This is a genomic window from Pseudomonas sp. St316 (assembly GCF_018325905.1).
Lineage (GTDB): Bacteria > Pseudomonadota > Gammaproteobacteria > Pseudomonadales > Pseudomonadaceae > Aquipseudomonas.
This window is the reverse complement of sequence record NZ_AP021901.1, coordinates 5267461-5292685: the sequence shown is the minus strand read 5'-3', so window position 1 is coordinate 5292685 and position 25225 is coordinate 5267461. Positions and strand designations below refer to the sequence as shown.

At 62.7% G+C, this 25225-nt stretch carries 20 protein-coding genes and 1 pseudogene; 6 read left to right on the top strand and 15 right to left on the bottom strand.

Annotated features, from left to right (window positions below; translation table 11 throughout):
- Positions 1-87 precede the first annotated feature (87 nt).
- Positions 88-1437 (top strand): spinster family MFS transporter, encoded by a 1350-nt coding sequence (locus tag KI237_RS23605; RefSeq protein WP_212797283.1) that lies wholly within the window; start codon positions 88-90, stop codon positions 1435-1437.
- A gap of 176 nt (positions 1438-1613) precedes the next feature.
- Here KI237_RS23605 and KI237_RS23600 read toward each other — a convergent pair whose 3' ends face one another.
- Positions 1614-3149: an MDR family MFS transporter gene (locus KI237_RS23600; protein WP_212797282.1), complete on the bottom strand. Its 1536-nt coding sequence runs from the start codon at positions 3147-3149 to the stop codon at positions 1614-1616.
- 52 nt (positions 3150-3201) lie between these two features.
- Positions 3202-4392 (bottom strand): 4-hydroxybenzoate 3-monooxygenase, encoded by a 1191-nt coding sequence (gene pobA, locus KI237_RS23595; protein WP_212797281.1) that lies wholly within the window; start codon positions 4390-4392, stop codon positions 3202-3204.
- Positions 4393-4567: 175 nt separating this feature from the next.
- Between pobA and KI237_RS23590 the strand changes: the two genes are divergently transcribed.
- Complete coding sequence (locus tag KI237_RS23590; protein WP_212797280.1) at positions 4568-5461, top strand: helix-turn-helix domain-containing protein; 894 nt, start codon at positions 4568-4570, stop codon at positions 5459-5461.
- Positions 5462-5468: 7 nt separating this feature from the next.
- Here the strand turns inward: KI237_RS23590 and KI237_RS23585 are convergent, their stop codons facing one another.
- From KI237_RS23585 to gap, 13 genes and pseudogenes are all read right to left on the bottom strand, one after another.
- On the bottom strand, positions 5469-5645 hold the full coding sequence (locus tag KI237_RS23585) for a hypothetical protein (protein WP_212797279.1): 177 nt from the start codon (positions 5643-5645) through the stop codon (positions 5469-5471).
- Positions 5646-5908: 263 nt separating this feature from the next.
- A complete protein-coding gene (locus KI237_RS23580; protein WP_212797278.1) occupies positions 5909-6268 on the bottom strand; it encodes a DUF5064 family protein in 360 nt (119 codons plus the stop codon).
- A gap of 65 nt (positions 6269-6333) precedes the next feature.
- On the bottom strand, positions 6334-7263 hold the full coding sequence (arcC, locus tag KI237_RS23575) for a carbamate kinase (RefSeq protein ID WP_212797277.1): 930 nt from the start codon (positions 7261-7263) through the stop codon (positions 6334-6336).
- Between the two features lie 196 nt (positions 7264-7459).
- The gene (locus KI237_RS23570) at positions 7460-8470 is read right to left on the bottom strand and encodes an ornithine carbamoyltransferase (RefSeq protein WP_212797276.1); all 1011 of its coding nucleotides are present in this window, start codon (positions 8468-8470) and stop codon (positions 7460-7462) included.
- A gap of 71 nt (positions 8471-8541) precedes the next feature.
- The gene (gene arcA / locus KI237_RS23565) at positions 8542-9798 is read right to left on the bottom strand and encodes an arginine deiminase (protein ID WP_212797275.1); all 1257 of its coding nucleotides are present in this window, start codon (positions 9796-9798) and stop codon (positions 8542-8544) included.
- 30 nt (positions 9799-9828) lie between these two features.
- Positions 9829-11256, bottom strand: a complete 1428-nt coding sequence (gene arcD / locus KI237_RS23560) for an arginine-ornithine antiporter (protein ID WP_212797274.1) — start codon at positions 11254-11256, stop codon at positions 9829-9831.
- A gap of 219 nt (positions 11257-11475) precedes the next feature.
- Complete coding sequence (locus KI237_RS23555) at positions 11476-12825, bottom strand: CoA transferase (RefSeq protein WP_212797273.1); 1350 nt, start codon at positions 12823-12825, stop codon at positions 11476-11478.
- Between the two features lie 34 nt (positions 12826-12859).
- Complete coding sequence (locus KI237_RS23550; RefSeq protein ID WP_212797272.1) at positions 12860-13285, bottom strand: YbaN family protein; 426 nt, start codon at positions 13283-13285, stop codon at positions 12860-12862.
- Positions 13286-13463: 178 nt separating this feature from the next.
- Positions 13464-14054, bottom strand: coding sequence for a biliverdin-producing heme oxygenase (locus tag KI237_RS23545; protein ID WP_212797271.1), 591 nt, complete (start codon positions 14052-14054; stop codon positions 13464-13466).
- A gap of 181 nt (positions 14055-14235) precedes the next feature.
- Positions 14236-16829 (bottom strand): annotated as a pseudogene (locus KI237_RS23540) (TonB-dependent receptor).
- 119 nt (positions 16830-16948) lie between these two features.
- A complete protein-coding gene (locus KI237_RS23535; RefSeq protein WP_212797270.1) occupies positions 16949-17911 on the bottom strand; it encodes a FecR family protein in 963 nt (320 codons plus the stop codon).
- Positions 17912-18010: 99 nt separating this feature from the next.
- The gene (locus KI237_RS23530) at positions 18011-18532 is read right to left on the bottom strand and encodes an RNA polymerase sigma factor (RefSeq protein ID WP_212797269.1); all 522 of its coding nucleotides are present in this window, start codon (positions 18530-18532) and stop codon (positions 18011-18013) included.
- A 247-nt stretch (positions 18533-18779) separates the two neighbouring features.
- Positions 18780-19781, bottom strand: coding sequence for a type I glyceraldehyde-3-phosphate dehydrogenase (gene gap, locus KI237_RS23525; protein WP_003184623.1), 1002 nt, complete (start codon positions 19779-19781; stop codon positions 18780-18782).
- A 231-nt stretch (positions 19782-20012) separates the two neighbouring features.
- Here gap and edd point away from each other — a divergent pair, with 231 nt between their 5' ends.
- The 4 genes from edd to KI237_RS23505 all read left to right on the top strand — a co-directional run bounded on the left by edd (position 20013) and on the right by KI237_RS23505 (position 25172).
- On the top strand, positions 20013-21839 hold the full coding sequence (gene edd, locus KI237_RS23520) for a phosphogluconate dehydratase (protein ID WP_109755740.1): 1827 nt from the start codon (positions 20013-20015) through the stop codon (positions 21837-21839).
- Positions 21836-22795: a glucokinase gene (locus KI237_RS23515; RefSeq protein ID WP_212797268.1), complete on the top strand. Its 960-nt coding sequence runs from the start codon at positions 21836-21838 to the stop codon at positions 22793-22795. Before edd ends, KI237_RS23515 begins: the two co-directional genes overlap by 4 nt.
- 186 nt (positions 22796-22981) lie before the next feature.
- A complete protein-coding gene (locus KI237_RS23510; protein WP_212797267.1) occupies positions 22982-23713 on the top strand; it encodes a response regulator in 732 nt (243 codons plus the stop codon).
- Complete coding sequence (locus KI237_RS23505; protein ID WP_212797266.1) at positions 23703-25172, top strand: ATP-binding protein; 1470 nt, start codon at positions 23703-23705, stop codon at positions 25170-25172. The genes KI237_RS23510 and KI237_RS23505 overlap by 11 nt, the downstream gene beginning before the upstream one ends.
- Positions 25173-25225 lie beyond the last annotated feature (53 nt).

Below are 25225 nucleotides of genomic sequence, written 5' to 3'. Positions count from 1 at the left end.
CCTTGCGAATGATTGGAGACAGCCTGTGCGCCGCTGTCTAGATTTCAGATTGCGCTAATGCCCCATAACAATAAAAGAGACGGACCCATGCAGAACTCGACCCAAGCGGCGAATGCCTGGCGCATTCTGTTCCTGTTGTTCCTGGCCAACCTGTTCAACTTCTTCGACCGCACCATCCCGGCGATCATCATCGAGCCGATCCGCATGGAGTGGAGCCTCAGCGACTTCCAGATCGGCATCATCGGCACCGCCTTCACCCTCGTCTACGCCATTGCCGGGTTGCCATTGGGGCGCATGGCCGATACCGGTTCGCGCAGCAAGTTGATGGGCTGGGGCCTGGCGGCCTGGAGCGCGCTGACGGCGGTCAACGGCCTGGTGGGCAGTTTCTGGGCGTTCCTGGTGGTGCGCATGGGCGTCGGGATCGGCGAGGCGAGTTATGCGCCGGCCGCCAATTCACTGATTGGCGATCTGTTCCCGGCCCATCGCCGGGCGCGGGCCATGGGCATCTTCATGCTGGGCCTGCCGATCGGGTTGCTGCTGGCGTTCTTCACCATCGGCGCGATGGTCAAGGCCTTCGACAGCTGGCGCGCGCCGTTTTTTATCGCCGCGGTGCCAGGCTTGGTGCTGGCGTTGTTCATGTTCTTCATCAAGGAACCCAAGCGCGGCGCGGCGGAAACCGTGCAGGTGTCCCAGGAAGAGATCGACCGGCCGATCCGTCGGGTGTTGGCGATTCCCACTTTCCTGTGGCTGGTGCTGGCCGGGTTGTGTTTCAACTTCGCCACTTATGCCTGCAACTCCTTCCTGGTGCCGATGCTGCAACGCTATTTCCTGATGCCATTGCACGATGCGGCGGTGGCCACCGGGATCATGGTGGGCGTGACGGGATTGTTCGGACTCACCCTGGGCGGCTGGGTCGCGGACAAGATCCACCAACGAGTGCCCAACGGTCGCCTGCTGTTTGCAACGTTCAGCCTGGCGATTTCGACGGTTACCACGGCGTGGGCCCTGCATGCCGGGCGCATTGAAATCGGGGTGTTCGTGGCGGTTTTCAGCGTCGGTTGGTTGTTTGCCTATAACTTTTACACCTGCGTCTACACCGCGATCCAGGACGTGGTGGAGCCGCGCCTGCGCGCCACGGCAATGGCGTTGTACTTTGCCGGGCTGTATCTGCTCGGCGGCGGCTTGGGTCCGGTGGTGGTGGGCGGCTTGTCCGACTACTTCGCGCGCACGGCCATGGCAGCGGCAGACGCCCCGCAGATGACCGAAGCGTTCAAGGCCATCGGCCTGCACGACGCGATGTACCTGATCCCAGTGGCGTTACTCTTGACCATGGTGTTTCTGTTCCTGGCGTCGCGCTGCTTTGTGCGCGATGCCAAGCGGATGAAGGACGGGATGAGTGCGCAGGTAATGCCGGTGGGCGCGGCGGCGACGGCCTGACGACTCCAGATCAGTTTGCTGGCCAAAGCGCTTTTGTGGCGAGGGAGCTTGCTCCCGCTGGGCTGCGTAGCAGCCCCAAAAACGGGTTCAGCCGACAGAACAGTGGGGCCGCTTCGCGCCCCAGCGGGAGCAAGCTCCCTCGCCACAGAGGTTTGTGCGCTACAGGGGAGGGCGCGTTATCCCACCTTCTCATCCCGCCCACGCAGCAAGCGATTGGGCATCGCCACCGCGGCTGCCAATCCCAGCAGCGCCACCGCCGCGCTGATCACCAGCAAATGCCGGAACGTCGCCTGCAATTCCTGGCGCAAGGCGTTCTGCGCCTCGCCCGGGGCGGCGTTCAGGCCGTCCAGCAAGACGTTGCCGGAATGCCCTTCACCGATCAGCGACGAACTGGCGAGTTGGGCGAAGCTTGAATCCTGCAGCAAGGCCAGCAGCAACGCTGACATCAGTGCCACGCCCACCGCGCCGCCGAGGGAGCGGAACAGGTTGGTGGTGCTGGTGGCGACGCCGATGTCCTGTTGGTGTACGGCGTTCTGCGCGCCCACCAGCGAAGTGGGAAACTGCATGCCGGAAGCGATGCCGCTGAGCAGCATGAACAGGCTGCTCAGCCAGAGCGCGGCGGGCGGGGTGAAGGCCATGCCGAGGATAGCGAACGGGAAGAGCAGGGCGCCGCTCAGGATCATCGGCTTGTAGCGCCCCGTGACCGAGGTCCGGCGTCCGGCGAAATACGCGCCGATCGGCAGCCCTATCGCCAGCGGCAACAAGTGCAACGCCGCACTGTCGGCACCGGCGCCGGTCACGCTCTGGAAGCGCAATGGCACCAGCACCGTCAGGGAAATCGCCTGGAAGCTGGTGAAGAACACCGTGCACCAACACAGCACCGCATCGCGGTTGGCGAACAGGTGCATCGGCAACAACGGCTCCCGCGCCCGGCGTTCGTGCCAGGCGAACACCCCCAGCGCGGCTCCTGCGCAACCCAGTAACCCCAGCACTTCTCGGCTGTGCCAGGCATGGCCCTGGCCGACCTGGGTGATCCCCAGCAGCAACGCCGTCAGGCCGATGATCAGCAACACGGTGCCCAGGTAGTCGATGATCGGCGTGCGTTGCGGCACCGGCAGCCCGACCAGGCTGCGTCGGGCCACCCACCAGGCCGCGAGCCCCAACGGCAGGTTGATCCAGAACACCCAGCGCCACGACAGGTACTCGGTCATGTAGCCGCCGAGCACCGGCCCGGCCACGCTGGCCACCGCGTACATGCTGCTGAAATAGCCCTGGTAGCGGCCACGCTCGCGGGGCGGGATGATGTCGCCGATGATCGCCTGGCTCACCGAAATCATGCCGCCAGCGCCGATGCCCTGGACAATCCGCGCCAGCACCAACTGCTCCATGTTTTGTGCCAGGCCGCAGAACAGCGAGGCTAGGGTGAACAGGCCCATGCCGAACAGCATCAGCGGCCGGCGACCGTAGAGGTCACCAAGCTTGCCGTAGATCGGCACCGCCACGGTCATGGCGACCATGTAGCCGGAAATCACCCAGGCCAGCAGGCTGACGTCGGCAAACTGTGCGGAGATGGCCGGCATCGAGACGGCGACGATGGTCTGGTCCAGCGCACCCAGGAAAATCGCCAGCATCAGGGCTGCCAGCACGCGGCCGATGGCCGGTTTTGGGGCTTGGAGCGTATTGAACTGAGTCAAGGCAGAACCTGCGGGCATCGCGCCGGAGAGGCAAAATGGGACGAAGTCCGCAGTTTAAGTCGATAGGCGACTATTCGATAGCCTCGTAAGGAAGTCCGACGTAATTTTCCGCGATGGTCTTGCGACCGGCCTCGGAGTCGACGAAATATTCCAGCTCGGCTTCGCTGATGCGCTGGTTGAAGGCATCGTCGTCGAAGCGGTGCAGCATCGAGGTCATCCACCAGGAGAACCGTTCGGCTTTCCAGACGCGCCGCAGGCAGATGGCCGAATACTTCTGCAGCAGATCCACACGGCCGTCGCGATAGACCTTGAGCAGGATGTTGAACAGCGTGCTGACATCGCTGGCCGCCAGGTTCAGCCCCTTGGCGCCGGTGGGCGGGACGATGTGGGCCGCATCGCCCACCAGGAACATCCGCCCATACTGCATCGGCTCGACCACGAAGCTGCGCAGCGGGGCGATGCTTTTCTCGATGGACGGGCCGGTCACCAGGGCTTCGGCCAGGTCGGCGGGCAGGCGGTTTTTCAGTTCATTCCAGAAACGCTCGTCCGGCCAGTCGGCCACTTGTTCTTCGGCGGGCACTTGCAGGTAGTAACGGGTGCGGGTCTTGGAGCGCATGCTGCACAAGGCAAAACCACGTGCGTGGCGAGCGTAGACCAGTTCTTCGTGGACCGGCGGGGTATCGGCCAGCACGCCGAGCCAGCCAAACGGGTAGACCCGTTCGAAAACCTTGAGTTTTTCCGCAGGAATGGACTGTCGCGCCACGCCGTGGAAACCGTCGCAACCGGCAATGTAGTCGCAGTCCAGGCGCCAGGTTTCGCCCTGGTGCTCGAACGTCACGAAGGGATGCTCGGTTTGCATGTCGTGGGGTTGGGCATGGCTGGCCAGGTACAGGGTCCGGGCGCCGGCAGCTTCGCGGGCGGCCATCAAGTCACGAGTCACTTCGGTCTGGCCGTAGACCATGACGTTTTTGCCACCGGTCAAGCCCTTGAGGTCGATGTGCACCCGCCGATCGTTGAGCGCCAATTCAAAGCCGTCATGGGGCAGGCCTTCGGCGTCCATGCGCTGGCCAACGCCGGCCTGGCGCAGCAGTTCGACCATGCCTTGCTCCAGCACGCCGGCGCGGATGCGGCTCAGTACGTATTCCGGGGTCTGGCGTTCGAGGATGACAGTGTCGATCCCGGCGTTGTGCAGCAACTGGCCGAGCAGCAGGCCAGAGGGGCCGGCACCGATAATAGCGACTTGGGTCTTGAGGGTTTTCATTGTTCTTATGACTCGCACGAAGCACGCGACCAGGGTCGGTGTTGATTGTTAGAAATCGAGTGCCTACATTTTTCGCTTGCGGACCTGTCAGTTGAAGGGGAAAACTGAGCCGATACCTGTTCTTTTCGCCAATTGGTGCGATTATCGCCCGCAACCCCAGGCCCGGATCCACGTTATGAAAAAACCTGACCTGCCTTCGATCCCGGTGTTCAAGCTCTATGGCGAAAGCCAGGAATGGCCGACGCCGGACCTGTTGCACTGCGAGACCATCTCCAAGCGCAGCCGCGAGCATCAATGGGAAATCAAACCCCATCGGCACGCCGATTTGTGCCAGCTGTTGTTTGTCTTCAAGGGCGAGGCGGAACTGGAAATCGAGGGCCGGCGCACTCTACTCACCGAGCCTGCCGTGCAGATCCTGCCGCCGCTGTCGATCCATGGCTTTCGTTTTTCCGAGGATGTGGAAGGTTATGTGGTGACCCTGGCGGCACCGCTGGTCACGCACCTGCAAGCGCAACTGGGGCATTCGGTCAACGTCCTGGCCCAGGCCGAAAGCTACCCCGCCCTTGAGAACGCCGAGTACCTCAACAGCCTGTTCAGCGCCTTGCAAAATGAGTACGTGGGGCATCAACCGGCGCGGGAAATGCTGATGCATGCGCTGGTCAGCGTGATCATGGTCTGGGTCAGCCGCCAGGTGATGCAGCGACACACCCAGGCCCAGCGCCCGCAACGGGCCCGGGAATACCTCAACGGCTTCATTCAGTTGGTGGAAGAAACCTATCGCGAGCACGTTAAAGTCGAAGACCTGGCCCACCGCCTGGGCATTTCCGTGTCGCACCTCAACGGCACCTGCCGGGAACTGGCGGGGCAACCGGCGTTACAGATCATGCATGAGCGCCAGTTGCTGGAAGCCAAGCGCCTGCTGACCTACACCGGCATGACCATCTACGAGATTTCCGAAATGCTCGGGTTTTCCGACCCGACCAACTTCACCCGGCTGTTCCGCCGGCGCGTTGGCATCTCGCCCAAGGCGTTCCGGGACCGGCTCAAGACTGATCAACAGGACGACTGACCTCGCCTCAGCGCAGGGCGTTCAGGGTCGCGCTGTGGGGGATGCACCGTTCGAAGTTGCAACTGGCGTATTCACGGGGCAGTTGCCTGGCCTGCTCGACCCGGTAGGCCGCAGTGCCATACAGCGCCAGCGTGGCGGCGCAGGTGACAAAAATGGCGAGGCGTCTTTTTGTTTTGATGTTCATGGCGGTGACCTCTGAACGAATACCCGGGGGTACTACTTTCAGAATAGGTCAGCTATAGCGAGTTGCCAGCCAAGCAGGCTTTGTGTGTCACCCGATATTCAGAACACTGATAACCCCTTGCGGGAGCGAGCTTGTGGGAGCAAGGCTTGCCCGCGATGCAAACACCTCGGTGTAGCAGATAGACCGAGGCGATGCCATCGCGGGCAAGCCTTGCTCCCACAAGCTCCCACAAGCTTCCACAGGGGATAGGGGGTTCTTTGCGGTCATGCCAGGTGTTCGGGCTTCATCGGGTCGCCTGGCTTGACGTCCAGTTGCTTGCGCACGTCTTCGAACATTTCGTCGTAGTACTTGTGCATCGAGCCGATGCTGGCGCTCTTGGGCAAGCCGTATTTCTGAGCGATGCGCGTGGCATGGCGGGCGAAGTCGAAGGCCTGGTCCTTGGCCAGGAAGAACGTCTCGTCCAGGGTATTGTCCTCGACGGTGCCATGCACCCGAAACGACATGCCCGTGCCCTCCTTGCCGTCCTGGTCGACCTTGTAGTCGATGCACAGGTTGTAGCTGAAATCGTCCTTGTTCAGCGCATGGCGCTCCATGTGCAGGTGTCCGGGTTCGAACATGGCCATAAGCAACTCTCCTTTGAAGGCATGGGGAGTAGGGCAGACCCTGGATCCGCCCCGCAAGTTTCCTGTTATCGATAAGCGATGCCAGGTGTCACCGTGCTGATGCGGGTGCCGGCCTTGCCCTGGACGATCGCGTCGATGTCCGAGAGTGAACCGATCACCGCGACCTTGCCAGTGTTGCGCGCGAATTCGCAGGCCGCCTGTACCTTCGGCCCCATGGAGCCGGCGGCGAAGCCGAGCTTTTCCATTTCGTCGGGGTGGGCTTGGGCGATGGCTTTCTGGATCGGCTTGCCGAAGTCGACGAACGCGGCGTTGACGTCGGTGGCGATCACCAGCAGATCGCTTTCCAGCTGTTCGGCCAGCAACGCCGAGCACAGGTCCTTGTCGATCACCGCTTCCACGCCTTGCAGCTTGCCGTCGGCGTCGTACATCGTCGGGATGCCGCCACCGCCGGCACAGATCACGATGCTGCCTTTTTCCAGCAGCCACTTGATCGGGCGGATTTCAAAGATGCGCTTGGGCCTGGGGCTTGCGACCACGCGGCGGAACTTGTCGCCGTCCGGGGCGATGGCCCAGCCTTTTTCGGCGGCCAGTTTCTGCGCCTCTTCCTGGCTGTAGACCGGGCCAATGGGTTTGGTGGGTTTTTGGAAGGCCGGGTCGTTGGCGTCCACTTCAACCTGGGTCAGGAGCGTGGCGAAGGGGACTTCGAAGTCCAGCAGATTGCCCAGTTCCTGTTCGATGATGTAGCCGATCATGCCTTCGGTCTCGGCGCCGAGCACGTCCAGCGGATACGGCGTGACCGAGGTGTAGGCCGCCGCCTGCAACGACAGCAGGCCGACCTGCGGGCCGTTGCCGTGGGCGATGACCAGTTGGTTGCCGGGGTGGATTTTTGCGATCTGTTCGGTCGCGGTACGGATATTGATGCGTTGGTTGTCTGCGGTCATGGGTTCACCCCGACGCAGGAGGGCGTTACCGCCCAGGGCAACGACGATACGCATGGTGCTGTCCTTCTCACAAAGAGGTAACGGGTAACCTGCTCAGCTGTGGGAAATGGCCTGTGGGAGCAAGGCTTGCCCGCGATACGGACACCTCGATGCATCTGATAGACCGAGGCGATGCCATCGCGGGCAAGCCTTGCTCCCACAGACCTTACCCCCAGAGATCTGCTTCTACAGAGAGCAAGCTGCGTTGGGTTCAGATATCCGCCAACGCCGACACCAGGATCGCCTTGATGGTGTGCATGCGGTTTTCCGCTTGCTCGAAGGCGATGTTGGCCGGGGATTCGAATACTTCCTCGGTCACTTCCACACCATTGGCCAGGTTCGGATAACGCGCGGCGATGTCCTTGCCGACCTTGGTTTCGCTGTTGTGGAACGCCGGCAGGCAGTGCATGAACTTCACCCGCGGGTTGCCCGAGGCTTTCATCATTTGCGCGTTGACCTGATAGGGCAGCAATTGCTCGATGCGCTCATCCCAGGCTTCCACCGGCTCGCCCATGGACACCCAGATGTCGGTGTGGATGAAGTCCACGCCCTTGACGGCTTCCTTCGGGTCTTCGGTGATGGTGATGCGTGCGCCACTTTCGGCGGCGAAGGCCTGGCACTGGTCGATGAAGTCCTGATGCGGCCACAAGGCTTTCGGCGCGCCGATGCGCACGTCCATGCCGAGCTTGGCGCCGATCATCAGCAGCGAATTGCCCATGTTGTAGCGGGCATCGCCCAGGTAGGCGTAGCTGATGTCATGCAGCGGCTTGTCGCTGTGCTCGCGCATGGTCAGGGTGTCGGCGATCATCTGGGTGGGGTGGAATTCGGCGGTCAGGCCGTTGAACACCGGCACCCCGGCGAACGTGGCCAGCTCCTCGACGATCTCTTGTTCGAAGCCACGGTATTCGATGGCGTCGAACATCCGCCCCAGCACCCGGGCGGTGTCTTTCATGCTTTCCTTGTGGCCGATCTGCGAGGACACCGGGTCGATGTAAGTAACGTGGGCACCCTGGTCATGGGCCGCGACTTCGAAGGCGCAGCGGGTGCGGGTCGAGGTTTTCTCGAAGATCAGCGCGATGTTCTTGCCCTTGAGGTGCGGCTGTTCGGTGCCGGTGTACTTGGCACGCTTGAGGTCGCGGGACAGGTCCAGCAGATAGTGCAGTTCGCGATTGGTGTGGTGCATCAAGCTCAGCAGGCTGCGGTTGCGCATGTTGAAAGCCATGATATGGATCTCCTTGGGTGTCGGTTATCCCCAGGGCCGGAATCGGGTAAACGCCGGCCCTGGCTCAACGATCAGTAATCGATAGGGTCGCGAACGATCGGGCAGGTCATGCAATGGCCGCCGCCACGACCTCGGCCCAGTTCGGCGGCGCTGATGGTGATGACTTCCACCCCGGCCTTGCGCAGCAGGGTGTTGGTGTAGGTGTTGCGGTCGTAGCCGATCACCACGCCCGGTTCCAGGGCCACCACGTTGTTGCCGTCGTCCCACTGCTCGCGTTCGGCGGCGAAGCTGTTGCCGCCGGTTTCCACCACCCGCAGCGCCGGCAGCTTGAGGGCCGCGGCGACGGTGTCGAGGAAGCTGCCTTCCTCGCGACGCACATCGATGCCGCCGGGCTTGCTCTCGTCAGGGCGCAGGGAAAAGGCGACGATCTGGCTCACCACTTCCGGGAAAACCGTGACCAGGTCGCGGTCGCAGAAGCTGAACACGGTGTCCAGGTGCATGGCGGCGCGGGATTTCGGCAAGCCGGCGACGATCACTCGCTCCACGGCCTTGTGCTTGAACAGGTTCAGCGCCAGTTGGCCGATGGCCTGACGGGACGAGCGCTCGCCCATGCCGATCAGCACCACGCCGTTGCCGATGGGCATCACGTCGCCGCCTTCGAGGGTGGCGCTGCCGTGATCCTGGTCCGGGTCGCCGTACCAGATCTGGAAGTCAGCCTGGGTGAACTCGGGGTGGAATTTGTAGATGGCGCTCGCCAGCAGGGTTTCCTGGCGGCGCGCCGGCCAATACATCGGGTTCAGGGTCACGCCACCGTAGATCCAGCAGGTGGTGTCGCGGGTGAACTGGGTGTTGGGCAGCGGCGGCAGGATGAAACTGGAGTGCCCGAGAAAGTCGCGGAACATCTGGATGGTCTTGCCGCCGAAACTGTCCGGCAGGTCATCGGCCGAGACGCCGCCGATCAGGAATTCGGCGGTATGGCGCGGCTCCAGGCTGCGCAGCCACGAACCGACTTCATTCACCAGGCCCAGGCCTACCGAGTTGGGGGTGATCTTGCGTTGCAGGATCCAGTCCAGCGCCTCGGGGATGGCAACGATGTCGGTCAACAGGTTGTGCATTTCCAGCACGTCGACGCCACGCTCGCGCATCTTGGTGACGAAATCAAAATGGTCGCGCTTGGCCTGGTTGACCCAGATTACATCGTCGAACAGCAGCTCGTCACAGTTGTTCGGGGTCAGCCGTTGGTGGGCCAGGCCAGGGGAACACACCATGACTTTACGTAATTTTCCGGCTTCGGAATGCACGCCGTACTTCATCTTTTCCGTGGTCATTACAAATTCTCCAGTTAAACAATCAGCCAGCTACAGGGTCAGGAAGCCGTCGTAGAGCCCGTAGGCCGCCACCAGGGCGCCTGCGATCACTGCAGCGAAAATCAGCTTCTCGACAGCGGTGAAAATCGGTTTGCCCAGTTCGTGCTTGGCCTTGGCGAACAGAATCGCGCCGGGGGCATAGAGCAGGGCGGAGAGCAGCAGGTACTTGATCCCGCCGGCATACAGCAGCCACACCGCATAGATCAGGGCGATGGCACCGATGGCCAGGTCTTTGCGGCGTTCGGCCAGGGCGTTCTCATAGGTCTCGCCGCGCACCGCCAACAGCACTGCGTAGGCCGCCGACCACAGGTACGGCACCAGGATCATTGAGGTGGCGAGGTAGATCAGTGACAGGTAGGTGCTGGCCGAGAACAGGGTGATGACCAAAAACAGCTGGACCATCGCGTTGGTCAGCCACAGGGCATTGGCCGGTACGTGGTTGGCGTTTTCCCGGCGCAGGAACTCGGGCATGGTGTGGTCTTTGGCGGCGGCGAACATGATCTCGGCGCACAGCAATACCCAGGAGAGCAGGGCGCCGAGCAGCGAAATGATCAGGCCGACGCTGATCAGCACCGCGCCCCAGTGCCCCACGACATGCTCCAGCACGGCGGCCATGGACGGGTTCTGCAACTTCGCCAGCTCAGGCTGGGTCATGATGCCCAGGGACAATACGTTCACCAGCATCAGGAACAGCAGCACGGTGATGAAACCAATAACGGTGGCCTTGCCTACGTCGGTGCGTTTCTCGGCACGGGCGGAAAAAATGCTCGCGCCCTCAATGCCGATGAACACCCATACGGTGACCAGCATCATGTGCCGAACTTGGGTCATCACGCTGCCCAGGTCCGGATTCTTCAGGCCCCAGATGTCGGCGGTGAAGATATCGAGCTTGAAGGCGAACACCGCGATCAACACGAACAGCACCAGCGGCACGATCTTGGCGACGGTGGTCACCAGGTTGATGAACGCGGCTTCCTTGATGCCGCGCAGCACCAGCCAATGCACCGCCCATAGCAGCACCGACGAGCCGATCACCGCTGCAACGGTATTACCTTCACCAAACACCGGGAAGAAGTAGCCCAAGGTGCTGAACAGCAGCACGAAGTAGCCGACGTTGCCCAACCAGGCGCTGATCCAGTAGCCCCAGGCGGATGAGAAACCCATGTAGTCGCCGAACCCGGCCTTGGCGTAGGCATACACACCGCCGTCCAGATCGGGTTTGCGGTTGGCCAGGGTCTGGAACACGAAGGCCAGGGTCAACATGCCGACGGCGGTAATCGCCCAGCCGATCAGCACGGCACCGACATCGGCACTGGCCGCCATGTTCTGAGGTAGAGAGAAGATCCCGCCGCCAATCATCGAACCCACTACCAGCGCGACCAGGGCTCCCAGTCGAAGTTTTCCAGGGGTATCGGACATTGCATGACTCCCATGTGGGGGAAGAGAGTCACCAGCCTAGGTCGATTCGACAGGTCGGCAGCTGATCTGGGTCAGGTAACCCGTGGACGCGAGCTCGCGATGGCGCAATAGCACAGATATCTATGGCGACGGGCACGCCGCCATCGCGAGCAAGCTCGCTCCCACACGGATTTGTGAACACAGGCCCACTGTGGGAGTGAGCTCGCGATGGCGATTGAGCTACCACCACTGCGGGCGATGAGCCCCGAGCTCGGCGGCTGGCAAGGCCCACTGCAACGGCGTTGCGGAAATTTTCAGCGGCACCCGCAATCGATGCGCCGGGCCCCAGGGAGTCTGCTCCACCACCAGCCCCAGATCGTTCTCGTCCTCAGGCCGTAACCCGGTCTCGCTTGCAGCGCCACGCTCGATCAACAGCTTCGCCGTGCGCGCCAATGACAAACGTGCCGAGCCGCCTTGACCACTTTCCAGGCGCCGGGACAACAACACAATGGCGCTGGCCGCCAGCAGATAGCCGGTGCCATGGTCCAGCGCTTGCACCGGCAGCGGTGTCGGTTTGTCGGTGGGTTTGCAGCCCATGCCGGCTTCGGCAATGCCGCTGCTCATCTGCACCAGGCTGTCGAAGCCGCGCCGGTTCTGCCATGGGCCGCTCCAGCCGTAGGCGTTGAGGCTGACGTCGATCAGGCCCGGGGCCATCTGCCGGCGCTGTTCGGTGCCGTAACCCAGGTGCTCCAGAGCGTCGGCACGGTAGCCGTGCAAGAGGATGTCGGTGTCCTTGAGCAGTGCCTCGAATGCCGCGCGATCATCGGCCCGACGCAAGTCGAGGCGGGCGCAGCGTTTGCCCAGGGTGACTTCCGGCACCACGCCGGGTTCGTTCCAGGTCGGTGGGTCGATGCGCAGCACGTCGGCCCCCAGACCCGCGAGGAAGCGGCTGGCGACGGGGCCGGCCAGCACGCGGGTCAGGTCCAGCACCTTAAGGCCCGCCAGTGGCTGGGTCACGGAGCCGAGCCAGGGTTTGCGCTGCTCTGCAGTCGTTTCAATCAGGTGCACCAGCGGCTCGGCATTCACCGCCAGGCCTTGGGGATGGACCTGCCACGCTTGCCACGAACGCATTTCGGCGGCGCAACCGCCGGCGTCGACCACGGCCTGCTCCAGCTCGGCCTTGTTCCAGCGGGCTACCCTGGCCGCCATGTCGGCGCGGTTGGTGCAGGTGCCGAGGACTTTTTCCGCCGCAAGGCGATGATGTGGCGCGTTGGTGTGCAGGCGAATCCAGCCGTCGGCGCTGGCGTAGTCGCCGGCCACCGGGTCCCACATCGGCGGCACGCTCCAGCCGATGGGGCGCAGGGAGCTGGAGAACCAGAACGACGCCAGGCGTCGGTCGACCTCGACAGGCGGCAGGCGAGCGGTTTGTTGCTGGATGAGTGCGGTGGTCGCCTGACCGGCCACGGCGATGCTGGCGCTGGCCAGCTCCGTGACGGCGAAGGCCGAGGGCAGCGCGCCATCGCCAGTGAAGGTGATCGGGGTCGTGGGCAAACCGAGTGCGGTTTGCATGGACGTGAGCAGCTCTGACATCGAAAGCCCTCCAGTACGAGAGGGCGAGCATAGATCAAAAATCCGTTGGGGGCCGCTGCGCATCCCGGCGCGAGCAAGCACCCTGCACCTGTTCCGGGCGCGACCAGATCCACAGATTGCCCAGGCCCATGCCGGCGAGCGCGAGGTAAACCGGCCAGCGGTGGTCGAGCAGCACCAGCATCAAGCCTGCGCAGAGCAGCATGCTGGTGGTGGCACCCACCTTGGCCCGGCGTGGGATGACTTTACCGTTGCGCCAGTTGTGCAACATCGGCCCGAACAACCGATGGTTCTCCAGCCAGGCGCTCAGGCGCGGCGAACTGCGGGTCGCGGCCCAGGCGGCCAAGAGGATGAACTCGGTCGTCGGCAGGCCGGGCACGACGATGGCGACCAGGCCGATGCCCAGGCTGGTGTAGGCGAGCAGGGCGAAGAGCAGCCGGGCGGTTTTTGAATAGTGGTTCATCAGCGTTTTTCAGTCATACACAATTCCAGTGGTAGCGAGCTTGCTCGCGATGGCGGTGTGTCAGTTGGCATTGATGTCGGCTGTGCTGACGCTATCGCGAGCAAGCTCGCTCCCACACTGGTTTCTGGGTGACTGAACATATGCATCCACCATAAATCTCCTGTGGGAGCGGCGTGAATCAGGCCAACTCGGCCGCATAGGCCTGTTCCAACAGCACCGTAAACCGGTTGAAGGCGTCCAGTGCACCTTTGTCGGCCTCGGCTTCCTGCTGTTGGGTAAAGGCCAGGCCGTCGAGGGTGCGGGTGAAGGTTTTCCAGCCTTCGGCGCGTCCGCCGGCAGGTTCGGCCAGGTGCCGGGCGCCGAAGGTTTCGCTCAGCCCCAGGCCCACGGCACGCTTGATCAAGAACGCGGCACCCAGCTTGGAGCCTTCAGAGACGAACAGCCAGCCCAGGGCTTGGGCCTGGGTCGGGGTTATCAGCGCGCCGGCCACTGGCGCAGGAACTTCGGTGTCCAGGTCTGCCAGATCCGCCTTGGCCGCCTCTGCCCGGCACCGGGCCGGGAGGTCGGGGATCAGGGCGGACAGTTCGGCGTCGTTGTACAGCGCCACCAGTTCCGACTGGAACAGGTACTGGGCGACGACGAAACGGGCGAAGCTGGCCGGGGTTTCGAACGGGGCGTGGGCCTTGACCAGTGCGTCGAGCTTGGCGTGGGGTTCGTGGGTGATCTGGTTCAGGCGTTGGGAGCGTGAAGTGGGGCGTTGTGCGGTCATGAGAACTCCTTCTTATAAAGACATTGTGGCGAGGGGGATCTGCGCAGGGCTGTGGGAGCAAAGCTCGCTCGCGAAACAGGCGCCTCGATTTCTGAAAGAACGCATCGCCTTCATCGCGGGCAAGCCTTGCTCCCACATGACTCTCCTCACCACAGGTATTTGTTTTGCCTGGCAAATCGGGTCAGATATCCCAGATCAGGTTCACCGCGAAGTTACGTCCAGGCGCGGTCAGGCGATCGAGGTTGGCGGGGCTCAGCACCGCCGCTTCGCCGACGCTGTCGTAGCCGCGCACGTCATCCCACAGCCAGTACTTCTTGTCGGTGAGGTTGTAGAGGCCGCCGCTGACGGTGACGTCGTCGGTCACCTTGTAGAAACCGCTCAGGTCGAGGATGCCGAAGCCCGGTGTCTTGAACTGGCTGCTCACGCCATCGGGCGAGTTGAAGTTGCTGTCGTCGACGCGGTCCTTTTTCTTGACCACGGTCCAACTGAGCAAGGTGCCGTAGCGGTCCTGGTCGTAGCCCAGGCTGAATACGCCGGTCAGTGGGTTGACGCTGTTGAGCGGCTCGCCGGTGTCGTTGTTGCGACCGTACGCGTAGGCCACCGAGCCTTGGGTGTACAAGCCCTTCGGTGCGCCAAGCACGTCCAGTTCCAGGCGTCCCCTGGCCTCGGCGCCCTTGATGGTGGCGTGCTTGATGTTATTGCTCTGGAAGGTCAACTGGTCGGCGCCGGGGTGATGGCATCTTCGTTGATGAAGTCGCGGTACTTGTTGTAGAACACCGCCACGTCGAACGAGCCGGCATCGAAACGGCCGCGCAGGCCGGTCTCGTAGCTCTTGCTTTTTTCCGGTTCCAGATCGGGGTTGGGCTCGACGCTGTAGCCGGCGTCGGGGTTTTCGAAGCGGCCATACAAGGCCTTGGCGGTCGGCGTGCGGAAGCCTTCGGCGTACTGGCCGTACCAGGTGTACTCGTCGCTCAGGGCATAGGTCACGCCGAACTTCGGTGAGACGCGATGCCAGGTCTTGTCGTTGTCGCTGACGTCACCGCCGCCGGTAGGGTCCACGGCGTTGAGGAACGCCTGAGTCAGGTGCGGCTTGAGCCGGGTGTAGTCGTAGCGCAGGCCTGGCGTGAAGGTCCAGTTGTCCCAACTGATCTGGTCCTGGGCAAACAGGCTGTAGGTGTTGACGGTCGGGTCCGGGAAGTCACTGGCTTTTGCCAGTACATCCCGGGTGCTGATGGCGCCTACCGCGGAGCAACCCACGCCAACCGCCAGGCACACGCCATTGCCACTGCGCGAGCCGGTGACTTTCTGTTGCTTGAGGGTGGTGCCGTAGGTCAGGGCGTGATCGGTGTCGGCGACGCTGAAGGCCTTGTCCAGTTGCGCGTCGAAGACCCACTGTTTCTCTTCATAGAGGGTCTCCCGGGTGCGCAGGACCTGGCGGGTAACGGGGAAGTAGAATTCTGCGGTGCTCTGGTCGGTCTTGGCGACCTGGTGATTCAGGCTCCACTTGACGTGATCGGCCAGCAGGCTGTCGAGGGCGAAGCTGTGCTCCAGGCCGAAACGCTCGCGGGTGATGGTGTCGTTGCCGGTGCGCCACTGGTACATGCCGCCGGGCAGCATGGTGGTGGGGAGCGTGGGGCGGCCGTTGGAGTAGGGCCCGCCATAGGCGCTTTTCAGGTCGGTGTCGCGGTCGTCCTTGTATTTCTCGTAGACCAGGCCAAGGCGTCCGTCGTCGCTGTAGTTCCAGCCGAGCTTGGCCAGCACGTTGTTGGCGCGCACGTCTTCGGGGTTGGCGGCGGTGCGGTCCAGGCCCGTGCCGTTGTGGCTGCCGTAGGATTGGGTTTCATGACCGTCGCGTTGGCTGTAGTGCAACAAGCCGTCGAACGGCCCGCTACGGCCAGCGACGGTGGCTGACTTGAGCCAGCTCTCGTCGGCGGAGCTGTAGCCGGTCTTCAGGCGGGCGCCAACGTCTTCGCCCGGCTTGATGATGTCGTCCGGATCGAGGGTGAAGTAGCTGACGGCACCGCCAATGGCATTGCTGCCGTACAGCACCGAGGCCGGACCGCGCAGGATTTCCACGCGTTTGATGATTTCCGGGTCGACGTAGTTGCGCTGGGTCTTGGCGTAGGGGCCGTTGAAGAAGCCGCCGGGAATTTCCACGCCGTCGACCTGGGTCAGGATCCGGTTGCCGTCGATGCCGCGGATGTTGTAGCCGCTGATACCGCCGCGCTGGCCCGCGCCGCCCACCGATACACCCGGTTCATAGCGCACCAGGTCCTTGAGGGTATTGACGTTGTTGCGATCCAGTTCCTGGCGATCGTGGACGGTGACCGTGCTCGGTACGCTGGTGATGTCCTGTTCCTGGCGGGTGGCGCTGATGGTTACCTGTTGCAACTCCAGCGCGCTGCCAGCGCTGCGCTTTTCCAGGATGATGCTGTTGTCGCCCAGCTTGCGGTAGCTCAGGTGGGTCCCCACCAACAGGCGCTCCAGGGCGTTTTCAGGTGACAGCGAGCCGTTCACCCCTGGCGAGGCGACGCCTGCGGCCAGTTCCGCGGGCATCCCGACTTGCCAGCCGGTGACCGCAGTGAATGCATTCAGGGCCGAGACCAGTGGCTGTCGGGCGATGGCAAAGGTGTAGTCGCCCATGTTGCGTACAGCGGGTTGCACGCTGGTGGCGGCCAGGGCGAGCGGCGCTGTGCCGGCCATCAGAAGGGCGGCGGTGAGCAGTGACAGCGTGCAAGAAGGGGCAAGAAACCGGCAAGTAAGGCGAGAGGACATCGATAGCGCTCCGTGTCGCATCTGTTATAGGTGCAGATTCACATGGCTGGATGCGAATCAATTGCATTGGCTATAACGAGACGAATCAGCAGAACCTATCGAGTAAAAATAATTCTCATTTAGTTCAGGATCACCAGCGCCGGGAATTCCTGGAGCCGCGCCGAGGTGATATGGGCCAGCGAACGGACCACGTCCAACGGCTGATCGAGGCGGTAATTGCCGGTCACCGTAACGTTGGCCAATTGTTCGTTACTGTTGATGATCCAGCCGGGGTAATAGCGTCGCAACTCGGCCAGTACCTGGCTCAGTGGCCGGTTCTCGAACACCAGCCGACCCTGGACCCAGGCCAGGTCCGTGTTGGCGTCGAGCCGGGCCGGGCGGTCGAAGCCGTTGGGGCCGATGCGGATGCTTTCGCCAGCTGACAGCCGCACATGGGTGTCGTTGCGAGTGGCCCGCAGGTCCACGTCGCCGCGCTGCACCTGGACCTGGGCCACGCCGTCGAGGTAACGCACGGCGAACGTGGTGTCGCTGACGCTGGCCATGACCGGGCCGGCATCGATTTCCAGTGGCAGGTTACGGTTGCCCGGGACTTCGAACAACGCTTCGCCCTTGTACAGGCGCGCCACATGCCGCTGCTCGTTGAACGTGCTGGAGAAGGCCGAGTCGGTGTTGAGCAGGACCTTGGAGCCGTCCTCCAACTGCAAGCGCTGGCGCTCACCGACCACGGTCAGGTGGTCGGCCTGCAAGCGCAGGGGCAGGTCGCTGAAGTTGAACAGGCCGAGAAACAGCACGGCGGCGGTGGCCAGGGGTTTCCAGTGGGCGCGCAGGCGCGACCGCGCGGTAACCTTGGGCACGGCTTCAAGTCGACGGGCACTTTCCATCACCTGCGGGCCGTTCCAGATCGCCTGGGCCCTGGCGAACGCCTCGCCGTGGCGTGGATCGGCTGCCAGCCAGGCGTGGAACTGGCGCGTCTGTTCCTCGCTGGGGTTGTCCAGCAGGATCAGCCAGTCCAGCGCCTGCTCCATGGCATGGGCGGTTTCCGACGTCGCAGTGGGCTCGGCAGAGCGGTGATTGTCCGTCACAGTGGGTTCTCGGTATTTAGCGGCACGGGCTCAAGCTACAAGCTGGACGCAGCAAGTGGCAAGCTTGTACGCAGCTTATGGCCTCAAGCGTGGGGCGGGTCATTGCTCGCCCTGGCTGCGCTCAGCCACACCCACACAGATCGCCATGATCAGTTTCAGTTCCTTTTGCACGGTGCTCAGGGACACGCCCAACCGTTCGGCGATTTCCTGGTAACTGTGGCCATGCAGGCGGCTGAGGATGAAGATCTGCTGCTGTCGCGAGCTCAGGGCCTGCAGGCTGACATTCAGGCGTTCGAGCAGTTGTTGGGCATGGGCGGCGTCCTCGGCGCTGCTCTGGTGGGCGACGACGTTGTGGACGACCTCCAGCGGTACGTCATCGAGCAAGGTCCGCGACTGGATGCGCCGGGCACGCAGATGGTCCAGCGCCAGGTTGCGGGCGGTCTGGAAAACAAAGGGTTCGAGGTGTTCAACCGTGCGTTCGCCCAGTGCGCGGGTGACGCGCAGGTAGGTTTCCTGAAGCAGGTCTTCAGCGGTACTGGGGTTGTTGACCATGCGCTCGAGGGTGCGCAGCAGCGGCGTGCGCTGGGCGAGGAAGACGTGATGAAAGCGCGATTGACTCACGGTAGGGCCCGATCCGATGCGAGTAGATGATAATGCTTATCATCTACTGCGCGGGTCAAGCCTTGATTTCACCTCGCCGAGACCATGTGAGGAGCAAACCTTGGGAGCAGGCCTGTGGGAGCAAAGCTTGCTCGCGATGACATCGTCACATGCAGCACCCGTGCTGGCTTTGAAATCGCTATCGCGAGCAAGCTTTGCTCCCACAGGTTTGCTCTTACAGGCTCGCTCCACATTGGTCAGCAGTGAGTTACTCGGCGTTACACAACGCCAGGCAGTTATCCAGCATACGGTTGGAGAAGCCCCATTCGTTGTCATACCAGGCCAGTACCTTGAGCAGCTTGCCGCTGGCCTTGGTGTGGTTGGCGTCGAAGATCGACGACAGTGGGTTGTGGTTGAAGTCACTGGAGACCAGCGGCAGGGTGTTGTAGCCGAGAATCTTCGAATGCTGGCTGGCATGGCGCAGCAGTTCGTTGACTTCTTCGGCCGACGCTTCGCGCTTGAGCTGCACAGTGAGGTCGACCAGGGACACGTTGATCACCGGTACACGCACCGCCATGCCGGTCAGCTTGCCTGCCAGTTCCGGTAGCACCAGGCCCACCGCTTCGGCGGCGCCGGTCTTGCTCGGGATCATGTTCTGGGTGGCCGAACGGGCGCGATACGGGTCGCTGTGGTAGACGTCGGTCAGGTTCTGGTCGTTGGTGTAGGCATGGATGGTGGTCATCAGGCCGCTTTCGATACCCAGCTCGCGGTGCAGCACCTGGGCCACAGGGGCCAGGCAGTTGGTGGTGCACGAAGCGTTGGAGATGATCTGGTGGGACTGGCGCAGGATATCGTGGTTCACGCCGTACACGACGGTGGCATCGGCGCCCTTGGCCGGTGCCGAGATGATCACCTTGCGGGCGCCGGCGCTGATATGCGCGGCTGCCTTGGCGCGGTCGGTAAACAGGCCGGTGCATTCGAACACGACGTCGATCTTCTCGGCGGCCCAAGGCAGTTCGGCCGGATTGCGGATGGCGCTGACCGAGATGCGGTCGCCATTGACCGTCAGGCTTTCGTGATCGTGCTGCACGTCAGCATCAAACGTGCCGTGGACCGTGTCGAACTTGAGCAGATGAGCATTGATTGCACTGTCACCCAAGTCGTTGATGGCGACGATCTGCAGGTCGCGACGATAGCCTTGGGTATACAGTGCACGGAGGACGTTGCGGCCGATGCGGCCAAAACCATTGATTGCGATTCGAAGAGTCATTAACTGCGCCGCCGTCGATTTGTTGTTGGAATTACAAGATTATTCGCATAAAAATAGAAAACAAGCCTTTTTAGTGGCAATATTTTGTTTTATCTACAACGAGTGACCTGAATCAACTGGTCCGAATGGTCAAGAAACCGTCTGTCGCCTCGTCTTTTACACAGCGTGCGGCGGGCTTTTGATCAGCATAGACAATCAGGTCGCCACACCCGTTAGCCTGGAGTTCTACACATGCATCCCCGCGTTCTTGAGGTCACCGAACGGCTTATCGCCCGCAGCCGCGCCACGCGTCAGGCTTACCTTGCATTGATCCACGGTGCAGCCAGCGACGGTCCGATGCGCGGCAAGCTGCAGTGCGCCAACTTCGCTCACGGCGTGGCTGGTTGCGGCACCGAAGACAAGCATCACCTGCGGATGATGAACGCCGCCAACATCGCCATCGTGTCGTCCTATAACGACATGCTCTCGGCCCACCAGCCCTACGAAACCTTCCCGGAACAGATCAAGAAAGCCCTGCGCGAAATCGGCTCGGTCGGCCAGTTCGCTGGCGGTACGCCCGCGATGTGCGACGGCGTGACCCAGGGCGAGGCGGGGATGGAGCTGAGCCTGCCGAGCCGTGAAGTGATCGCGCTGTCCACGGCGGTGGCGCTGTCCCACAACATGTTTGACGGCGCGCTGATGCTCGGTATTTGCGACAAGATCGTCCCGGGCCTGATGATGGGCGCGCTGCGCTTCGGTCATTTGCCGACGATCTTCGTGCCAGGCGGGCCGATGGTCTCGGGCATTTCCAACAAGGAAAAAGCCGACGTGCGCCAGCGCTATGCCGAAGGCAAGGCCACCCGCGAAGAGCTGCTGGAATCGGAGATGAAGTCCTACCACAGCCCCGGCACCTGCACCTTCTACGGCACCGCCAACACCAACCAGTTGTTGATGGAAGTGATGGGCCTGCACTTGCCGGGCGCCTCGTTCGTCAACCCGAACACGCCGCTGCGCGATGCCCTGACCCGTGAGGCGGCGTTCCAGGTCACGCGCATGACCAAGCAAAGCGGCAACTTCATGCCCATCGGCGAAATCGTCGACGAGCGCTCGCTGGTCAACTCCATCGTCGCGCTGCACGCCACGGGTGGCTCCACCAACCACACCCTGCACATGCCGGCCATCGCCATGGCGGCGGGCATCCAACTGACCTGGCAGGACATGGCCGACCTCTCCGAGGTGGTGCCGACCCTGAGTCACGTCTACCCGAACGGCAAGGCCGACATCAACCACTTCCAGGCGGCGGGCGGCATGTCGTTCCTGATCCGTGAACTGCTGGAAGCCGGTTTGCTTCACGAAAACGTCAACACCGTGCTCGGTCACGGCTTGAGCCGCTACACCCAGGAGCCGTTCCTGGAGGATGGCGAGCTGGTGTGGCGCGACGGCCCGATCGAAAGCCTCGACGAAAACATCCTGCGCCCGGTGGCTCGCGCGTTCTCGCCTGAAGGCGGCCTGCGGGTGATGGAAGGCAACTTGGGCCGTGGCGTGATGAAGGTCTCGGCTGTGGCCCTGGAAAACCAGATTGTCGAGGCACCGGCCATGGTCTTCCAGGATCAACAGGACCTGGCCGATGCATTCAAGGCCGGCCTGCTGGAGAAAGACTTCGTCGCAGTGATGCGTTTCCAGGGCCCGCGCTCCAACGGCATGCCTGAGCTGCACAAGATGACGCCGTTCCTCGGGGTATTGCAGGACCGTGGCTTCAAAGTGGCGCTGGTGACCGACGGGCGCATGTCCGGCGCGTCGGGGAAAATCCCGGCGGCCATTCATGTCAGCCCCGAAGCTTATGTCGGTGGTGCGTTGGCCCGGGTGCAGGAGGGCGATATCATCCGTGTCGATGGCGTCAAAGGCACCTTGGAATTGAAGGTGGACGCCGAGGAATTCGCCGCGCGCACGCCGGCCAAGGGCCTGTTGGGCAACAACATCGGCACCGGTCGCGAGCTGTTCGGTTTCATGCGCATGGCCTTCAGCTCGGCGGAGCAGGGCGCCAGCGCCTTTACTTCTGCCCTGGAGACGCTTAATTGAAACTGGCTTTGGTCGGTGACATCGGTGGGACCAACGCACGCTTCGCGCTGTGGAAAAACCACTCCCTGGAAAACATCCAGGTGTTGGCAACGGCGGATTATGCCTGCCCGGAAGATGCCATCCAGGTGTACCTGAGTGGCTTGGGCCTGAAGCCGGGCGCCATCGGTTCGGTGTGCCTGTCGGTGGCCGGTCCCGTGAGCGGTGATGAGTTTCGCTTTACCAACAATCACTGGCGCCTGAGCAACCTGGCGTTCTGCCGGACCTTGCAAGTGGAGAAGCTGTTGCTGGTCAACGACTTCTCGGCCATGGCCCTGGGCATGACCCGTTTGCGTCCCGATGAATACCGGGTCGTGTGCGAAGGCACCCCGGAGCCGTTGCGCCCGGCAGTGGTGATCGGCCCGGGCACCGGCCTGGGCGTTGGTACGTTGCTGGACCTGGGCGAAGGCCGTTTCGCGGCGTTGCCGGGGGAGGGCGGCCATGTCGACCTGCCCATGAGCAGCCCGCGGGAAACCCAGCTGTGGCAGCACATCTACAACGAGATCGGCCACGTCAGCGCCGAAACCGCCTTGAGCGGCAGCGGTTTGCCTCGGGTGTACCGGGCCATTTGCGCAGTGGACGGCCATGTGCCGGTACTCGACACCCCCGAATCCATCACCGCAGCCGGCCTGGCGGGCGACCCGATTGCTCTGGAAGTGCTCGAGCAGTTCTGCCGCTGGCTGGGGCGTGTAGCCGGCAACAATGTGTTGACGCTGGGCGGGCGCGGCGGTGTCTATATCGTCGGGGGCGTGGTCCCGCGGTTTGCCGATTTCTTCCTCGAAAGTGGTTTCGCCCACTGTTTCGCCGACAAGGGCTGCATGAGCGATTACTTCAAGGGCATTCCGGTCTGGCTGGTCACGGCGCCGTACTCCGGCCTGATGGGGGCTGGGGTGGCGTTGGAACAGTCCGCCGCTGCCTGAACTGATAGGTATCCACCCCCTGTGGGAGCGAGCTTGCTCGCGATGACGGAGTGTCAGTCGCCATGAGGTTGACTGTTATGCCGCTATCGCGAGCAAGCTCGCTCCCACAGAGTGTTTGTAGTGTGTTTGCAGGTTATATCCATCAGGCATAATCCGCCCTAATCCAAACAACAAGGACGCGGCCCTGTGAGTTCAGTAAACAAATCGATTTTGTTGGTCGATGACGACCAGGAGATTCGCGAGCTGCTGGACACCTACCTCAGCCGCGCGGGTTTCCAGGTGCGTACCACGCCGGACGGCGCCGGCTTTCGCCAGGCGTTCAACGATGCGCCGAGCGACCTGGTGATCCTCGACGTGATGCTCCCGGATGAAGACGGCTTCAGCCTGTGCCGCTGGGTTCGCCAGCACCCTCGCCAGGCCCACGTGCCGATCATCATGCTCACCGCCAGTTCCGACGAGGCCGACCGGGTCATCGGTCTTGAGCTGGGCGCCGACGATTACCTGGGCAAGCCTTTCAGCCCACGTGAATTGCAGGCGCGTATCAAGGCGCTGCTGCGTCGGGCGCAATTCGGCCAGGAGCGCTCCGGCGGTGAAGTGCTGGCCTTCGATGAATGGCGGCTGGACATGGTCAGCCATCGGCTGTTCCACGCCGACGGTGAAGAAGTGATTCTCTCCGGTGCCGATTTCGCCCTGCTCAAGTTGTTTCTCGATCATCCCCAGGAAATTCTCGATCGCGACACCATCGGCAACGCGACCCGTGGCCGTGAGCTGATGCCCCTGGACCGAATCGTCGACATGGCAGTCAGTCGCCTGCGCCAGCGCCTGCGTGACACCGACAAGCCGCCACGGCTGATTCGCACGGTGCGTGGCAGCGGTTATCAGCTGGCGGCCAGTGTGGTTGCCAGCAATGGGCATTGATTGGTTGAGGAAAATCGTCCGGCGGGTACCGGTACCGCGCTCGTTGCTGGGCCGGATGCTGCTGTTGACCTTGCTGGTGGTGTTGTTCGCCCAGACCCTGTCCAGCCTGATCTGGGTTTCGCAACTGCGCGCCACCCAACTCGAAGGCCTGGTCACCAGCGCTCGCAGCCTGGCCCATTCGATGACCGCCAGCGTCAGTTATTTGCGTTCGCTGCCGGTGGCGTACCGGCCATTGGTGCTGGACCAGTTGCGCAGCATGGGCGGTACGCGGTTTGTCGTTACCCTCAACGACAAACCCCTGGGCATGGATGTGCTGCCGATCACGCCGCGCAAACTGGCGGTGCTCAAGGCGGTGGACGATGTGCTGCGCCGTTCGTTGGGCAGTAACGCCGACATCTCGGTCAATTTTGTCAGCCCCGACGACCTGCGAATTTTCAACGCTGGGCTCAAACTCGATGAGCTGCCCCGTTCGTGGGCTCACTACGCCTTGACCCTGGAACCGGTGAACCCGCCGGTGCTGGTCACGCAGATCCAGATGGCGCCGGGGGAATGGCTGTACATCGCCTCGCTGCTGCCCGAACCCTACACCAGCCTTGAAGAGCAAGACCTGCCCAAGCAACAGGTCGGTTTCATCGTGCTCACCAGCAGCTTGTTGTTGCTGTTCATCGGTTTGCTGGTGCACTGGCAGAGCCGACCACTCAAGCGTTTGGCCCGGGCCGCGCGGGACATGTCCCTGGGCGCCGAAGTGGAGCCGGTGGCCGAGGGCGGCGGCAGCGAAGTGGTGGAGGTGGGGCGGGCCTTCAATGCCATGCGCGAACGCATCAGCCGCTACCTGACCGAGCGCAGCCAGTTGTTCAGCGCGATCTCCCACGACTTGCGCACACCGATCACCCGATTGCGGCTGCGGGTCGAGCTGCTGGAAGACGAGAACCTGCAGGCCAAGTTCGGCCGTGACCTGGATGAGCTGGAACTGCTGGTCAAAGGCGCGCTGCAATGCGTCAAGGACACCGACATCCATGAAAACATCGAGCCGGTGGACCTCAACCATGTGCTCGATTGCCTGGTCGAGCCTTACCTGGCGCCCAACGGCAACGGCCGGGTGACCCAGGATGGCCGGGCGCTGGCGCCGTATCCCGGCAAGCCGCTGGCCCTTAAGCGCTGCATCGGCAACCTGATCGACAACGCCTTGAAGTACGGGCAGAACGCCCACCTGCACATCGATGACGATGAAACCGCGTTCATCCTGCACGTCGACGACGAAGGCCCCGGCGTGCCGGAACAGCGCCTGGAGCAAGTCTTCGAACCGCATTTTCGCCTGGCCGGGCAGCAGCAGGGGTACGGGCTGGGGCTGGGCATCGCTCGCAACATCGCCCACAGCCACGGCGGTGAAGTGAGCTTGCAGAACCTTCGCGAAGGCGGGTTGCGGGTGACGTTGCAGTTGCCTCGCAGTGTGGATTGATTAGACCGCGTTATCGTTTATCGCGAGCAAGCTTGCTCCCACAAGGGTCAGTG

Bases quoted from the DNA above. Each gene is read 5' to 3' on its own strand.
- KI237_RS23605 (WP_212797283.1), top strand. From the start codon at position 88: ATGCAGAACTCGACCCAAGCGGCGAATGCCTGGCGCATTCTGTTCCTG.
- KI237_RS23600 (WP_212797282.1), bottom strand. From the start codon at position 3,149: ATGCCCGCAGGTTCTGCCTTGACTCAGTTCAATACGCTCCAAGCCCCA.
- pobA (WP_212797281.1), bottom strand. From the start codon at position 4,392: ATGAAAACCCTCAAGACCCAAGTCGCTATTATCGGTGCCGGCCCCTCT.
- KI237_RS23590 (WP_212797280.1), top strand. From the start codon at position 4,568: ATGAAAAAACCTGACCTGCCTTCGATCCCGGTGTTCAAGCTCTATGGC.
- KI237_RS23585 (WP_212797279.1), bottom strand. From the start codon at position 5,645: ATGAACATCAAAACAAAAAGACGCCTCGCCATTTTTGTCACCTGCGCC.
- KI237_RS23580 (WP_212797278.1), bottom strand. From the start codon at position 6,268: ATGGCCATGTTCGAACCCGGACACCTGCACATGGAGCGCCATGCGCTG.
- arcC (WP_212797277.1), bottom strand. From the start codon at position 7,263: ATGCGTATCGTCGTTGCCCTGGGCGGTAACGCCCTCCTGCGTCGGGGT.
- KI237_RS23570 (WP_212797276.1), bottom strand. From the start codon at position 8,470: ATGGCTTTCAACATGCGCAACCGCAGCCTGCTGAGCTTGATGCACCAC.
- arcA (WP_212797275.1), bottom strand. From the start codon at position 9,798: ATGACCACGGAAAAGATGAAGTACGGCGTGCATTCCGAAGCCGGAAAA.
- arcD (WP_212797274.1), bottom strand. From the start codon at position 11,256: ATGTCCGATACCCCTGGAAAACTTCGACTGGGAGCCCTGGTCGCGCTG.
- KI237_RS23555 (WP_212797273.1), bottom strand. From the start codon at position 12,825: ATGTCAGAGCTGCTCACGTCCATGCAAACCGCACTCGGTTTGCCCACG.
- KI237_RS23550 (WP_212797272.1), bottom strand. From the start codon at position 13,285: ATGAACCACTATTCAAAAACCGCCCGGCTGCTCTTCGCCCTGCTCGCC.
- KI237_RS23545 (WP_212797271.1), bottom strand. From the start codon at position 14,054: ATGACCGCACAACGCCCCACTTCACGCTCCCAACGCCTGAACCAGATC.
- gap (WP_003184623.1), bottom strand. From the start codon at position 19,781: ATGACTCTTCGAATCGCAATCAATGGTTTTGGCCGCATCGGCCGCAAC.
- edd (WP_109755740.1), top strand. From the start codon at position 20,013: ATGCATCCCCGCGTTCTTGAGGTCACCGAACGGCTTATCGCCCGCAGC.
- KI237_RS23505 (WP_212797266.1), top strand. From the start codon at position 23,703: ATGGGCATTGATTGGTTGAGGAAAATCGTCCGGCGGGTACCGGTACCG.